This window comes from Pseudomonas sp. NFACC16-2 (assembly GCF_900119205.1).
GTDB lineage: Bacteria > Pseudomonadota > Gammaproteobacteria > Pseudomonadales > Pseudomonadaceae > Aquipseudomonas > Aquipseudomonas fluorescens_Q.
Genome location: NZ_FPIX01000007.1, coordinates 25,490 through 39,338 on the forward strand (window position 1 = coordinate 25,490; position 13,849 = coordinate 39,338).

The window sequence follows — 13,849 nt, forward strand, 5'->3', positions numbered from 1 at the left end:
GCAAATCTGACGCCTACAGGGTGGGTCGTATCCAGTACAGGGAGGGTCGCATCCAGTGTCGGTGACGTCGTTTACAGATTTTTTCCGCCCCTGGCGGGCCTCTGATACGCAGAAAAACGGCGCAAAACCGGGGCCGGGACGGGACGGCGTTGCTGGGCATGATTGCGTCGGTGTCAGACGTCGGGCCCCAAGGCAAAAACCGGATGATGCGGCCATCCCGGCGTTGAGCGTAGCAGCTCCGTCACCGGACGCTCCTGCGCCCGGATGTGTCTGTTCTGGAGGTTTTCGGCAATGGCAATCAGCGTTTTCGACTTGTTCAAAATCGGTATCGGCCCGTCCAGTTCCCACACCGTGGGCCCCATGCGTGCCGCGGCGCTGTTCGTTGAAGCGCTGAAGGCAAAGGTCCTGCTCAATGATGTGCGCCGGGTCGAGGTGCAATTGTTCGGTTCGCTGTCGGCCACCGGCATTGGCCACGGCAGCGACAACGCCGTGATCATGGGCCTGATGGGGGAGTGGCCGGACGCAATCGACCCGTCGCAGATCGGCCCGCGTATCGAGCAGCTGCGTGAAACCCAGACCCTGCTGCTCGACAGTCGCCTGCCGGTGCCGTTCGTATGGTCCCGGGACATGCGCCTGATCGACGAGAACCTGCCGTTCCATCCCAATGCGATGACGCTGGTGGCCGAAGGCGCCGACGGCGAGCTGCACCGTGACACTTATTACTCGGTCGGCGGTGGCTTTGTCGTCGATCAGGCCCAGGCCTCCAGCGGCGTGGTGGATCTGGACAGCACTGAGCTGCCTTACGATTTCTCCAGCGCCGAAGAGTTGCTTGAACTGTGCCGTACCCACAACTTGCGAGTAGCCGAGTTGATGCTGGCCAACGAAAAGGTCTGGCGGTCCGAAGAAGAGATCCGCAGTGGCCTGATGAAACTGTGGCGGGCCATGCAGGATTGCGTCGAGCAGGGCCTCAAGCACGAAGGCATCCTGCCAGGCGGTTTGAATGTACGCCGACGGGCGGCCAAGTTGCACCGCAGCCTGCAAGAACTGAACAAGCCCAATGTCATCGGCTCGACCCTCAGCGCCATGGAGTGGGTCAACCTGTTCGCCCTGGCGGTCAACGAAGAGAACGCCGCCGGCGGGCGCATGGTCACGGCGCCGACCAATGGCGCGGCGGGGATCATTCCGGCGGTGCTGCATTACTTCATGAAGTTCAGCGAAGCGGTCACCGACGCCAACGTCGTGGATTATTTCCTAGGTGCGGCGGCGGTCGGGATCCTGTGCAAGAAGAACGCATCGATTTCTGGCGCCGAAGTCGGTTGCCAAGGTGAAGTGGGATCGGCCTGCGCCATGGCGGCGGCAGGCCTGGCGGAGATCCTCGGGGCCACGCCGGAGCAACTATGCAACGCGGCGGAAATCGGCCTGGAACACAACCTCGGCCTGACCTGCGATCCGGTGGGCGGCCTGGTGCAGGTGCCGTGCATCGAGCGCAACGCGATTGCCGCGGTGAAAGCCATCAATGCCGCGCAAATGGCGCTGCGGGGTGACGGCCAGCACTTCATCTCCCTGGACCGGGTGATCCGCACCATGCGTGATACCGGTGCCGACATGCATGACAAATATAAAGAGACCTCGCGCGGCGGCTTGGCGGTCAGTGCGGTGGAGTGCTGATCCAAAGCTCCCACTGTTCTCTTTAGGCCAGCACCTGTGGCGAGGGGATTTATCCCCGTTGGGCTGCGAAGCGGCCCCCTACGGTTTTACAGATGTGTATGAGTCGAGGGCTGCTGCGCAGCCCAGCGGGGATAAATCCCCTCGCCACAAAGAACTAAAACCGCTCGTAAAATGCACACCCATCCCGAAACACGCCACCTTTTAGCGCGTCGCAAACAGACAAGAGACGAACGGTCGGCCCCACCGTCGGGTGCCACGCGACCGTCCGTCGCCGCATTTGTGGTGATACCTGTTGCGCAAGCCCCGCAGCCCAGTTCCCACAAGTGCTACCGATCTGCTCACGGTGCCGCGTAACGGGGCCCTGAGACCCGTCAAAGTCCTGATAACCGTCCCTCGAGATACGCCTTGAATAGACAGGCCGCGATGTCGTTTTCAGGATTTATTGAACGCGCATTCAATTTAGGCATGACAATTGCTGTAACACTGTAAAGCCCGTCTCCCTCGTGGAGAGCAATGGCAAATAACCAATAAAAAGAGCCTCCGCCTGAGGCCATCACCCGCTTTGTGTGAGGAGATACCGCGATGACGACGTCCAACTCCGGGGCCCAACCCCAGAACCGTGCGCCTCAATCCATCGGCTTTTTGCTGCTGGACAATTTCACGCTGATTTCCCTGGCGTCCGCGGTAGAACCGCTACGCATGGCCAACCAACTGTCCGGTCGCGAGCTATATCGCTGGACGACCCTCACAGTCGATGGTGGCCAGGTCTGGGCCAGCGACGGCTTGCAGATCACCCCCGACGCCTCGATGCACAAGGCGCCGGCCCTGGATACTGTCATCGTCTGTGGCGGCATCGGCATCCAGCGTACCGTGACCCGCGAACACGTGTCGTGGCTGCAGAGCCAGGCCCGCCAATCCCGTCGCCTCGGCGCGGTTTGTACCGGCAGTTGGGCCCTGGCCTGCGCCGGTCTGCTGGACGGCTTCGATTGCAGCGTGCACTGGGAATGCCTGGCGGCAATGCAGGAAGCTTTCCCACGGGTATCGATGAGTACCCGCTTGTTCACCCTCGACCGTAACCGCTTCACCAGCTCCGGCGGCACCGCGCCGTTGGACATGATGCTGCACCTGATCAGCCGTGATCATGGCCGCGAACTGTCGGCAGCGATCTCGGAAATGTTTGTCTACGAGCGTATCCGCAACGAACAGGATCATCAGCGTGTGCCGCTCAAGCACATGCTCGGCACCAACCAGCCGAAGTTGCAGGAAATCGTTGCGCTGATGGAAGCCAACCTCGAAGAGCCGATCGACCTGGACGAACTGGCGGTGTATGTCGCCGTGTCCCGGCGTCAGCTGGAGCGGTTGTTCCAGAAGTACTTGCATTGCTCGCCGTCGCGCTATTACCTCAAGCTGCGGTTGATCCGTGCACGGCAACTGCTCAAGCAGACGCCGATGTCGATCATCGAAGTGGCCTCGGTGTGCGGCTTCGTCTCCACCCCGCACTTCTCCAAGTGCTACCGCGAATACTTCGGCATTCCGCCGCGTGACGAACGCGTCGGTTCCAACACCACGCAACAGGTGGCGATGATGCCGCTGCCGCAGGCGCTGGTGCTGTCGCCATTGTCCGGCCCGCTGTCGGCGCTGAGCCAGGCGCGTAATGAGTCGACGTTTGCCAGTGTGAGGCTCTAGCAGCTTTCTGTGGCGAGGGAGCTTGCTCCCGCTGGACTGCGAAGCAGTCCCAAAACCGGCCTATGCGGTGTACCAGTCAAATGGCATTCGCTGGTTTTACGACCGCTTTGCGGCCGAGCGGGAGCAAGCTCCCTCGCCACAGGGTCAGGCGCTATGGTTCTGCTGGTATTGCATCAACGCCGGCAACAGCTGCTTATCAATCGCCTGGCGCACGGCCGGCAGGATAGTGGCGCTGCTGGTGTACATCTCCTTGACCATCCGCCGTAAATCATTGGCCCGGACGGTGTCCAGCCCCCGCACGGCGCACTCGCACGCCTGCTCGGCGGTGGAGCCGCTGGGTATTTGCAGGCCCAGGGCCTTGAGATGGCCCAACAGGTCTTCCTGGTCGATCAAATCGGCGTACATCATGACGCTTTTCCTTGTTCAGGGATTGGGGTCGTGTCTCGATTCTGGTAGCCCCCCGAAGCGGCGGCAAGGGCAAATGGTCGCAATGGCATGAATGACTATGGAGGCGTCGTTTTCGGCTAACTTGCACGAGGCTGGACTGGGCACACTGACCTCAAGCTGAATCACGATGGTCTGGTCACCCTCGCGCGACAGCTCCTCCAGTAACGCAACCTGCCCCGATCCTGTCACGGCTTGATCGGGGATTTTTTTGCCTGTGAATCAGGGAACGCTTGGGTGTCTGGCGATGAACGATGACGCGGCCTAGCGCTGCAACACCAGAATCCGCGACAACAACTCATCCCGATCCACATAGCACCCCTGGAAATGCCGGGCCCCGGAGGCCGGGTCGAAGGCATTGCGGGCGTGGAGGGTGCGGCGGTTGTCGAAGCACCAGAGTTGGCCGGGTTCGAGACGCTGTACCAGGCGAAATTGTGGCTCGCGGGTCAGGGCAATGAAGCGGCGGTAGGCGCGGTAAAGCTTGGGCATCTGCTCGACCGTGGTGTCGAACGGCCCACGCAGGAAGTTCGCCATGCGGATTTCCGAAACCTGGCCGAGGGCGTCCAGCGCGATGATTGGCGCCAGGCAGCGGTAGTCGCTGCGACGGTCCTTGTTGCGAAACTCCACCGGGATCCGACACAGCGCGTCGAAGGCCTCGGGCTCTTCCTGGCGCAGTGCTTCAGCAATGGCAAACCCGTCGACAAAAATGCTCTCGCCACCGTCGGCGTCATTCACCAGGCAATGCAAGAATTGCAGCCCCGGCTGTAATTCCCGGGTCGGCAAATCACTGTGCAATGGCAGGTTGAAAGCGGTGTAGGCGTTGCTGTCGGCATCGGCTTTGGACTGCACATTGAACAGCACACCGAAGTTGCTCTCGCGAATAAAGGAAATGCGCTGGGCAATCCGTGTCAGCGAGCCGGGTTCGGTGGGTACGCCGCGCACCTGGGTCAGGCCGATGTCGCGCACCGCCAGCAACCATTGCAACAACGCATGGGCATCGTCCATCAGTGCCGGGTAGTCGAACACTGGCAATTGCAGGTCGTGCCGCCACAGTTGGCGCCGAGGCTTGTTCGCCAGGCGCTCGGCCCGGGACTGATCATCGTAGGCGTGGGCGCGCAACCAGCCCGGGTCGAAACGGCTCTGGTGACCGTCCCGCCAGTCCACGCACAGGCAGCCTTCGTCGTCGAGGTAGGTTGCGCCGGGGGCAATGTCTTCAGGGACGTCGATGATTTCCAGCACCTGCTCGCGGGTGACGCTGTAGACGCATTGAGGGCAAGGGCAGTTGTCCCGCAGCCACGGGTGATGAAAGGGGCTGGCCCGGCCATCGGCCCACGTCACTTGGATCCGGTCGGCCAAGGGTGTGACGGCGGTCAATGGGAAGATCAAGGGGTAATGGCGGAAGTCGGCAAAGGCGGCGGTGTTCATGGCGATCTCCTGTTCGCGGCTTATCGGGGGAGAGGCAGGGCGATGATCCGGCCGATGTACAGCGGCGGCGGCAGGTCGGATTGTTCGTCGAGCAGGGCGCCGAGCCGGCCCAGGGTCTGTTCGGTGAAAGGCGCCGAGCGCGGGCCGGCCAGGTCGACGTGCAGTAGCATCTGTTCATTGCCGGCCAGCTCTTTATCACCGCCGACCAGATGCAGGCTGTGGTAGAGGTGCAGGCGTTTGGCGTCGTGGCCGATGATGTGCGTGTGCACCTCGACCTGGGCGTCGAGCTTCACTTCGTGCAGGTAGTTCAGGTGCAGTTCGAGGGTGAACAACGAGTGGCCGCTGGCTTCGCGGTTCTGGCTGTCCATGCCGAGCCGGTCCATCAGCGCGTCGGTGGCGTAGCTGAAGATCAGCAGGTAGAAGGCATCGCGCAGGTGGCCGTTGTAGTCGACCCATTCAGGGAGGATGCGGGTTTGATAGGTGGTTAGGGTGGGCATGCTGGAACTCCACAAATAGTCGCTGGTGTACAGCCTTGTGGCGAGGGAGCAAGCACCCTCGCCACAAGGGGGGTTATTCACTGAACGCCATGCCATGTTTTGCCTTGGTGGCCTTCACCGCCTCCAGCACCGCCAGCAGGCAATCGTCACGATAGCGCTCCAGGGCCGAGATGCCATGGCTGCCCAATTGCGCGCTCGTGCCGTCCACCACATCGTCGATCAGCTTTTCGGTGAGCTCTGGCGCTGGCAGGTAAGTCCACGGCAGTTGCAGCGCCGGGCCGAACTGGGCCATGAAGTGCCGCATCCCGGCATCGCCGCCGGCCAGGGTGTAGGTCAGGAACGTGCCCATGAACGACCAGCGCAAGCCGGCGCCAAAGCGGATCGCATCGTCGATTTCCCCGGTGGTCGCCACCCCGTCGTTGACCAGGTGCAGGGCTTCGCGCCACAGCGCTTCGAGCAGGCGGTCTGCAATGAAACCGGGCACTTCCTTGCGCACGTGCAGCGGCCGCATGCCAAGAGATTCGTACACCTGCATCGCCGCCTGTACGGCTTCGGGCGCGGTGTTTTTGCCGCCGACCACTTCCACCAGCGGCAACAGATAGACCGGGTTGAACGGGTGCCCGACCACGCAGCGCTCCGGATGGGTGGCGCCTTCGTAGAATTCGCTCGGCAGCAGCCCCGAGGTACTGGAACCGATCAGCGCGTTCGGCTTGGCAGCGGCACTGATCTGGCCGTGCAATTCGAGTTTCAATTCCAGGCGCTCGGGGGCGCTTTCCTGGATGAAATCGGCGTCGCGCACGCATTCTTCGATGGTCGCGACAAAGCGCAGCCGATCCTGCGAAGCGCCAGGGGCCAGGCCCTGTTTTTCCAGCGCGCCCCAAGCGTTGGCGACGCGTTTGCGCAACGCCGCCTCGGCACCCGGCGCCGGGTCCCAGGCGATAACGTCGAGGCCATGGGCCAGGGCCCTGCTGACCCAGCCACTGCCGATTACACCACTGCCCAGGGCGGCGAAGGTCTTGATGTCGGTGATAAAGCTCATGGTGATTTCCTGAAAAGAGTGAAGATCACCTGTGGGAGCGAGCTTGCTCGCGATGGCGGCGGTACATCCGACGCCTCTTCGAAGGCAGGAATATCGCTATCGCGAGCTCGCTTCCACAGGGTTATGCGTAGGTTCGGTCAGCCGCGCTGGGTCAGCCCCATTTTCTTGCGGCCTTCAGCCGGGGTGAGCACGCGGGCGCCGAGGCGGCTGAGGATTTCGCCGGCCCGCTCCACCAACTGACCGTTGGTAGCGAGTACGCCTTTATCTAGCCAGAGGTTGTCTTCCAACCCGACCCGCACGTTGCCTCCCAACAGCACGGCCTGGGCGGCCATCGGCATTTGCATGCGGCCGATGCCGAAGCCCGCCCACACCGCGTCCGCCGGCAGGTTGTCGACCATGGCTTTCATGGTGGTGGTGTCGGCCGGTGCGCCCCACGGGATACCCAGGCAGAGTTGGAACAATGGGTTGTCCAGCAGGCCTTCCTTGATCAGTTGCTTGGCGAACCACAGGTGACCGGTGTCGAAGATCTCCAGCTCGGCCTTGACCCCCAGTTCGGTGATGCGCTTGGCGCCGGCCCGCAACTGCGCCGGAGTGGAGACGTAAATGGTGTCGCCGTCGCCGAAGTTCAGGGTGCCGCAATCCAGCGTGCAGATTTCCGGCAACAGCTCTTCGACATGAGCCAGGCGGGTCAGCGGGCCCACCAGGTCGGTGTTGGGGCCGAATTCCATTGGCTGTTCGCCCGCACCGATCTCCAGGTCGCCGCCCATGCCGGCGGTGAGGTTGACGATGATGTCCACGTCCGCTTCACGGATGCGCTCCATCACTTCGCGGTACAGCGCCACGTCGCGGCTGAACTTGCCGGTCTGCGGGTCGCGGACGTGGCAATGGACCACCGTGGCCCCGGCCTTCGCCGCCTCGATGGCGGCTGCGGCGATCTGTTTCGGGGTGACCGGTACGTGGGGGCTCTTGGCGGTCGTGTCGCCAGCACCGGTGAGTGCGCAGGTGATGATGACGTCGTGGTTCATGGTGCGGATTCCTTCAGGCGTGGTAAGTCACTGCGCAGCCCTTTGGTGCTGCGCAGATGGATAGCGGTTGTTCAGTTACTGGTCAGTTTCAGGTTGTCGGCGGCGGGCTTGCCGTCGAAGGTGGTGACGCCTTCGAGCCAACGCTGCTTGTCTTGCGGATGATCCTTGAGCCATTGCCGGGCCGATTCGAGCGGGTCCTTGTGATCGAGCAACGGCTGCATCATCCGGCTTTCATCTTCGGCGCTGAACGTCAGGTTGCTCAGCAGGCGACCGACGTTGGGGCATTGTTGGGCGTAGTCCGGCGCGGTGACGGTCCACACGGTGGCCATGCCTTCGTTCGGGCCGAGGGCGTCGTCGCTGCCGGTGAGGTAGGTCATTTGCACGTTGACGTTCATCGGGTGCGGCGCCCAGCCGAAGAACACCACGGCTTCCTTGCGCCGCACGGCGCGGTCCACGGCGGCGAGCATGCCGGCTTCGCTGGACTCCACCAGTTGGAATTTGCCCAGGCCGAACTGGTTCTTGGCGATCATCGCCTTGATCTGGGTATTGGCGCCGGAGCCCGGCTCGATGCCGTAGATCTTGCCGCCCAGCTCTTTTTCGAACTTGGCGATGTCGGCGAAGGTTTTCAGGCCCTTGTCGGCCAGGTAGGTCGGTACCGCCAGGGTCGCGCGGGCGTCCTTGAGGCTGGGCTGCTCTAGCACTTTGACCTGCTTGGCTTCGACGAACGGGGTGATGGTCTGGGTCATCAACGGGTTCCAGTAACCCAGGAACAAGTCCAGGCGCTGGTCGCGGATGCCGGCGAAGATGATTTGCTGGGAGGCGCTGGTTTGCTTGGTCTTGTAGCCGAGGCCGTCGAGCATCACTTGGGTCAGGGCGCTGGTGGCGATGACATCGGTCCAGTTGACCACGCCCAGGCGCACGTTCTGGCACGCGGCGGGCTCGGCAGCCATGGCGGCGCCATTGAGGAAAGTGGTGCCGCAAAGTGCAAGTACACAGGAGCTGATCAGTCGTTTCATGTCGGGTTCCTCGGCAGCTTATTGTTATGGGGTCCGGCATCTGCGCACCGGTGATGCCAAGTTACGCAGCCCGGCACCTGGTGAAACGCACAGCGGCGACGTGCTCTTGCACTGCAGCGACTCTTGAATGGGCCTTGCAACTGGCGTATCAAGGTCCGCACGCTACCCGCCAACCGAGTGCGCTCCATGTCCCAGGATTTTTACTTTTTGTTGATGCCGGGTTTTTCGGCCATCGGTTTCATCTCGGCCATCGAGCCGTTGCGGGTCGCCAATCGGTTTCGCGGCGAGCTGTACCGCTGGCATGTGCTGAGTGTCGATGGCGGGCCGGTGCTGGCGAGCAATGGCATGTCGGTCAACGCCGATGCCGCACTGGAGCCGCTGAAGAAGGGCGCGACCCTCTGGGTGGTGGCCGGGTTCGAACCGCTCGAATTCGCCACCCCGACGCTGGAGCGCTGGCTGCATCGGCTGGACAACGAAGGCGTGACCCTGGGCGGCATCGACACTGGCAGCGTGGTGCTGGCCGAGGCGGGGCTATTGGAAGGGCACCGCGTGACCTTGCACTGGGAAGCGATCGAGGCGTTCAAGGAGTCTTATCCGCAACTCAGCGTGACCCAGGAACTGTTCGAGATCGACCGTCGCCGCATTACTTGCGCGGGCGGCACGGCTTCCATCGACCTGATGCTGGACCTGATCGGCCAGGCCCACGGTTCGGAACTGGCGATCCAGGTCAGCGAGCAGTTCGTGCTCGGCCGCATCCGTCCGCGCAAAGATCACCAGCGCATGGAAATCGCCAACCGCTATGGCATTCGCAACAAGAAGCTGGTGCACGTCATTGGCGAGATGGAAACCCACAGCGAACCGCCCCTGAGCACCTTGGCACTGGCCGAATCCATCGGCGTCACCCGGCGCCAGCTCGAACGCCTGTTCCGCCTGCACCTGAACGACACCCCGAGCAACTTCTACCTGGGGCTGCGCCTGGAGAAGGCCCGGCAGTTGCTGCGCCAGACCGACATGAGTGTGTTGGAAGTGAGCATCGCCTGCGGCTTTGAGTCGCCGTCGTACTTCACCCGCAGCTATCGGGCACGGTTCGCGCGCTGCCCGCGGGAGGATCGGCGGCGGCAGGGGGATGGTCGGGAGTTGGTTTGACAGGCTTTTATACTCAATTATACTCGCGACTATAAATTATACCTGTCGCCATAATTGAGTATAAAACCATGTCCAAGCACCCCGGTTTTGTCTTCCGGCGCCCCGATCTGGCCCGCAATATTGTCGATGGGCTGGCCGGCGCCGGGATCCAGGATTACACCTCAGGCCTGTTCCTGGCCGCGCCAAGGCGTACCGGAAAAAGTACGTTCCTGCGCGAAGACTTGATTCCCGAATGCGAGACGCGAGGTTGGCTCGCGGTCTACGTCGACCTTTGGGCCAACAAGGAGAAGGACCCTGCCGACCTGATCGCCTCGGCCATCGCCGGGGCACTGGTGCCTTATGAAAAGGGCATCCGCAAGCTCGCCAAATCCATGGGCATCGACAAACTCAGCTTCTTGCGCACGTTGTCCTGGGATTTCAGCCAGCCGCAACTGCCCGAAGGGGCGACGCTGACCCAGGCGCTGGAGCTGTTGCACCGTGCCGCGGGTAAAACCGTGGTGCTGGTGATCGACGAAGCCCAGCATGCCTTGACCACCGAGGCCGGGGTCAACGCGATGTTCGGCCTCAAGGCTGCCCGCGACCAGCTCAACCAGGGACGTGAGGGGGATGCCAGCGGCCTGCGGCTGGTGTTCACCGGCTCCAATCGCGACAAGCTCGCGCACTTGGTATTAAGCCGCAACCAACCGTTCTACGGGTCCAGCATCACGCCGTTTCCGTTGCTGGGCAAAGCCTTCACCCAGGCCTACACAGCTCATTTGAACGCACACCTGGCCCAGACCAACCAGTTCAACGCCGATGACCTCGACCAGGCTTTTGAGTTGGTTGGGCGCCGTCCAGAGATGTTGCGCAGCGTCATCGGCGAAATTGCCCTGGAACTGGGTGAAGCGAGCCAGTTGGGTGACTTGCTGCGCAACAGCGCTGAAATGCTGCGCGCCGGCGTCTGGACCGAGTTCGAGAGCGCCTGGAACGCCCTGACGGTGCCGCAACGCGCCGTGCTGCAGGTCATGGCCGAGCGCTCGCAAAACAACGAACCCTTCGCGCCCTTCACCGATTCAACGCTGGAGGCGGTGGGCAAGGCGCTGAGGACTATGGGAAGCGAAGTCGTGCCCGGTACCCAGACCATCCAATCCTGTATTGATGCGCTGCGTGAAAAGGAATTGGTGTGGAAGTCCAACCGTGGTGGTTATGCGCTGGAGGACAAGGCGTTTGCCGATTGGTTGAAGGGGTATCGCAAGCAGAAGGACTGATGCCAACTCCAATGAACTGTCGAACAAAGACTTGTGGCGAGGGGATTTATCCCCGCTGGGCTGCGCAGCAGCCCCGATAATAGCGATTCAAGCTATATGAGAGACCGAGTTACCAGGTTTCAGGGCCGCTTCGCGCCCCAGCGGGGATAAATCCCCTCGCCACAGGATAGTGTTCAATCAAGTATTGGTTGGCAGCTTACTTCTTTACCAACGCCGAACACGCTGCCTTGTACGCCTCATGCTGATACTTATTGAGCGTCGCCGGCAAGGCGAAGTCATGTTTCTTGTGCTGCGCGTTGAGGGTCTGCGGTGACAGCAGCGTCACCTCGCAGCCTTCCAGCAACTGGAAAACCCCTTCAATCTTGAACGTGGTCGGTCCGCCGGCGAACTCGCCTTTCTTGCTGCGCTTCTTGATGGCGATGCGTTCGATGCCATTCTCGACCACGAACGCCCGTACCTGGGCGGCAAACGCCTTGACGTTGGCGGCTTCGTCATCGTCGTCCAGGGTGATTTTCTTGGTGTTCAGCGCGATGTGAGTCAACGCCTGCTGCTCCAGCGAGGCGACGGCGATGATCGCTTCGCTGCCTTTGATTTCGATGCCGCAAATGATCATTGGAACCCTTGATGCCCGGAGGTGTGGAATTGCAGTTTATCCATCTTGGTCTGGAACGCCGCTCTGATTTTTTCATCTGCGGCCCACTCAGTTCATGCTTTGGCGCAGGTCGAGCATGATTTTGTCGAAGTAATCGACCCGGATGACGCCGAAGCGGGGGTATTCGAAGTCCAGGATCACATACAGCACGCAGACCATGACCGCCGCGTAACCCAGGCTGTGCAGCCAGTTGCGCCGCTTTGTACCGGCCATGCCATAGCCGATCAGCAGGGCGCTGATCAGGGCCATGGTCACCAGCATCAGGTAGATGACCAGCGGTGGGTGGGTTTCATGGGCCACGGCGCGGGTGGTGGTGATATCGATCATTTCATTTTGTGCCTGCAGCACACTGACCCCCAGGGTTGGAGTGGGCATTTGCTGCAGAGCGGCGATCGTGCGTTTCCAGATGATCTGTTGCAAAGCACTGGCGTGATCATGGGCGGCCTCGTCGAGTTCGTCTTCGCGCAGGTCGCGGTAATACTCGATGCGGGCGTCGACGTAATCCTTGAACGCCTGGCGCACGGCCGGTTGCTCGCTCGCCGGTAGCAGATCCAGGCGTAGCCAGGCGGTGCCCATGGCATTGGTTTCGGCCACGATCAGTGCGCGCCGTTGATCAAGACGTGTGGCCGCGCCGGAAAAAGTAAAGGCAATCAGCAGCGCCAGCAGGCCAAACACCGCGCCTTCGATGGCCCCGATACCCTGACGAGCGCCGGCAGGGTCCAGGGCCAAGTGACGATTGCCAATCTGGCGACCGGCTTCGATTCCCGCCACGATGGCGATAAAAATAGTTAACCCATATAAAGGCAAGGCGGTAAGAGAGAGCATACGAAAATCCCTTGATTGTCGTGTGTGACTCGTCTGTACAGCCAGGCTCGGACGGGTATGCAGCCTATGTTCAGGTGTCAGGTCATTGATAAGTGATAACACCAATTAGCGCGAATACCTGTCACGAGCTGATCCTAAGCCGCTCTTTTCGCTTCGGATACTGTCAGGGTTGACAGTATCCGAAGCCCAATCTCTGCTGGGTTACTCCGGTAACAGAGGGAGGCTACAGTTCCAACTGATCAGCATGGATACCAAAGGCAGTGGCAATTTTCTCGCGGGTAGCCCGGCGAGGCTTTGCGACCGATTCCTGCTGGGCAAACGCCGGTTGAGAAATACCCAGTCGCCTGGCGACTTCATCCTGAGTCAGCTTCAGGTGTTCGCGCCAGGCGCGGATAGGCGTAGCGCCGTCGACGATACGGCTGACCACTTCATGGGGAATCAGATCGGGTTCCAGTTTTTGCGCAACGTATTGTGCGTACGGAATGACCACAAATGCCGGGTTTCCGTCTGCATCGTTAATGATCTGAATATCAGTAGGTGCGTTCATCATGGAAGGAATATAAGTCTTTTATAAGATTTTCGAATCCTGACTTATATTCTTTCCAGGGCCAACGCATGAAAGGTGTCTGGATATTGCCCTATGGATAACCTTCAATCCTGCCCAATCGACTCCAAAAACTCCGACCGATCATCGCTCACCTGGGCCATGCAGTCGTTTTCGGCGATCTTGTAGGCTTCGCTGCCGGGTTTGGCCGGGAAGGCGGCGATGGCGCAATCGGCGTCGCGTTGTTTGAGCCACAGTTGTTGGGCGGCCTTGACCTTGGCGGTGATGTCGTTGAGCTGGGCCTTGTCGCTGGCGTAGCGGGTTTGCAGGCGCTCAAAGAGGCTCTGCAGGTTTTCGTTGAGCAATTGTTCGGCGGCGGTTTTGCCATAGGCCGAGCAGGCCAGGGTCTGGACGTCGTTTTCAACTTCGTCGCAGGGGTTGGGCTCGGTGTCTTCGGTTGCGTGTGCCAGGGTGCTGATCAGTGCCAAAGCCAGGAAGAGTGATTTCATCGCGTTGCCGCTCAAGTCCAGTGAAAACCAGTGATGCGGCGGATTCTGGCGCAAGCGCCGGGTAAAGAACAGACGGGCAGGGTGGGGCTGCCATGGCCCTTTGTCGCGGATTGACGCTTTCGGCAA

The 13,849-nt window shown here is 61.3% G+C and carries 14 protein-coding genes; 4 read left to right on the forward strand and 10 right to left on the reverse strand.

The features are described from left to right. The first annotated feature begins 291 nt into the window (after nucleotides 1-291). Both BT116_RS08395 and BT116_RS08400 read left to right on the forward strand, forming a co-directional pair. Nucleotides 292-1,668 (forward strand): L-serine ammonia-lyase, encoded by a 1,377-nt coding sequence (locus BT116_RS08395; protein WP_072342203.1) that lies wholly within the window; start codon nucleotides 292-294, stop codon nucleotides 1,666-1,668. Between the two features lie 582 nt (nucleotides 1,669-2,250). After that, on the forward strand, nucleotides 2,251-3,354 hold the full coding sequence (locus BT116_RS08400; RefSeq protein WP_003177576.1) for a choline metabolism transcriptional regulator GbdR: 1,104 nt from the start codon (nucleotides 2,251-2,253) through the stop codon (nucleotides 3,352-3,354). Between the two features lie 144 nt (nucleotides 3,355-3,498). On the opposite strand, the gene BT116_RS08405 is transcribed toward BT116_RS08400, so the two are convergent. The 6 genes from BT116_RS08405 to BT116_RS08435 form a co-directional block, all read right to left on the reverse strand. After that, complete coding sequence (locus tag BT116_RS08405; protein ID WP_018612353.1) at nucleotides 3,499-3,762, reverse strand: hypothetical protein; 264 nt, start codon at nucleotides 3,760-3,762, stop codon at nucleotides 3,499-3,501. Between the two features lie 300 nt (nucleotides 3,763-4,062). Further along, on the reverse strand, nucleotides 4,063-5,223 hold the full coding sequence (locus BT116_RS08415) for a gamma-butyrobetaine dioxygenase (protein ID WP_072342206.1): 1,161 nt from the start codon (nucleotides 5,221-5,223) through the stop codon (nucleotides 4,063-4,065). A 20-nt stretch (nucleotides 5,224-5,243) separates the two neighbouring features. Then, nucleotides 5,244-5,720: a thioesterase family protein gene (locus BT116_RS08420; RefSeq protein WP_072342209.1), complete on the reverse strand. Its 477-nt coding sequence runs from the start codon at nucleotides 5,718-5,720 to the stop codon at nucleotides 5,244-5,246. Between the two features lie 73 nt (nucleotides 5,721-5,793). Further along, nucleotides 5,794-6,759: an L-carnitine dehydrogenase gene (locus BT116_RS08425; RefSeq protein ID WP_072342215.1), complete on the reverse strand. Its 966-nt coding sequence runs from the start codon at nucleotides 6,757-6,759 to the stop codon at nucleotides 5,794-5,796. 137 nt (nucleotides 6,760-6,896) lie between these two features. Further along, on the reverse strand, nucleotides 6,897-7,784 hold the full coding sequence (locus BT116_RS08430; RefSeq protein WP_072342220.1) for a 3-dehydrocarnitine:acetyl-CoA trimethylamine transferase CdhC: 888 nt from the start codon (nucleotides 7,782-7,784) through the stop codon (nucleotides 6,897-6,899). A gap of 71 nt (nucleotides 7,785-7,855) precedes the next feature. After that, nucleotides 7,856-8,800, reverse strand: a complete 945-nt coding sequence (locus tag BT116_RS08435; protein WP_072342223.1) for a choline ABC transporter substrate-binding protein — start codon at nucleotides 8,798-8,800, stop codon at nucleotides 7,856-7,858. A 186-nt stretch (nucleotides 8,801-8,986) separates the two neighbouring features. Here BT116_RS08435 and BT116_RS08440 point away from each other — a divergent pair, with 186 nt between their 5' ends. Together BT116_RS08440 and BT116_RS08445 are read left to right on the forward strand one after the other, a co-directional pair. Further along, on the forward strand, nucleotides 8,987-9,946 hold the full coding sequence (locus BT116_RS08440; RefSeq protein ID WP_072342227.1) for a GlxA family transcriptional regulator: 960 nt from the start codon (nucleotides 8,987-8,989) through the stop codon (nucleotides 9,944-9,946). Between the two features lie 68 nt (nucleotides 9,947-10,014). After that, complete coding sequence (locus BT116_RS08445; protein WP_072342230.1) at nucleotides 10,015-11,193, forward strand: ATP-binding protein; 1,179 nt, start codon at nucleotides 10,015-10,017, stop codon at nucleotides 11,191-11,193. 196 nt (nucleotides 11,194-11,389) lie between these two features. Here BT116_RS08445 and BT116_RS08450 read toward each other — a convergent pair whose 3' ends face one another. The 4 genes from BT116_RS08450 to BT116_RS08465 all read right to left on the reverse strand — a co-directional run bounded on the left by BT116_RS08450 (nucleotide 11,390) and on the right by BT116_RS08465 (nucleotide 13,723). Then, nucleotides 11,390-11,806: a DUF3010 family protein gene (locus tag BT116_RS08450; RefSeq protein WP_072342233.1), complete on the reverse strand. Its 417-nt coding sequence runs from the start codon at nucleotides 11,804-11,806 to the stop codon at nucleotides 11,390-11,392. A gap of 87 nt (nucleotides 11,807-11,893) precedes the next feature. After that, entirely contained in the window at nucleotides 11,894-12,670 is a 777-nt protein-coding gene (locus tag BT116_RS08455; protein WP_072342236.1) for a bestrophin-like domain, read from the reverse strand. A gap of 223 nt (nucleotides 12,671-12,893) precedes the next feature. Further along, nucleotides 12,894-13,217, reverse strand: a complete 324-nt coding sequence (locus tag BT116_RS08460; protein ID WP_025215880.1) for a helix-turn-helix domain-containing protein — start codon at nucleotides 13,215-13,217, stop codon at nucleotides 12,894-12,896. Between the two features lie 104 nt (nucleotides 13,218-13,321). After that, on the reverse strand, nucleotides 13,322-13,723 hold the full coding sequence (locus tag BT116_RS08465; protein ID WP_072342239.1) for a lysozyme inhibitor LprI family protein: 402 nt from the start codon (nucleotides 13,721-13,723) through the stop codon (nucleotides 13,322-13,324). Nucleotides 13,724-13,849 lie beyond the last annotated feature (126 nt).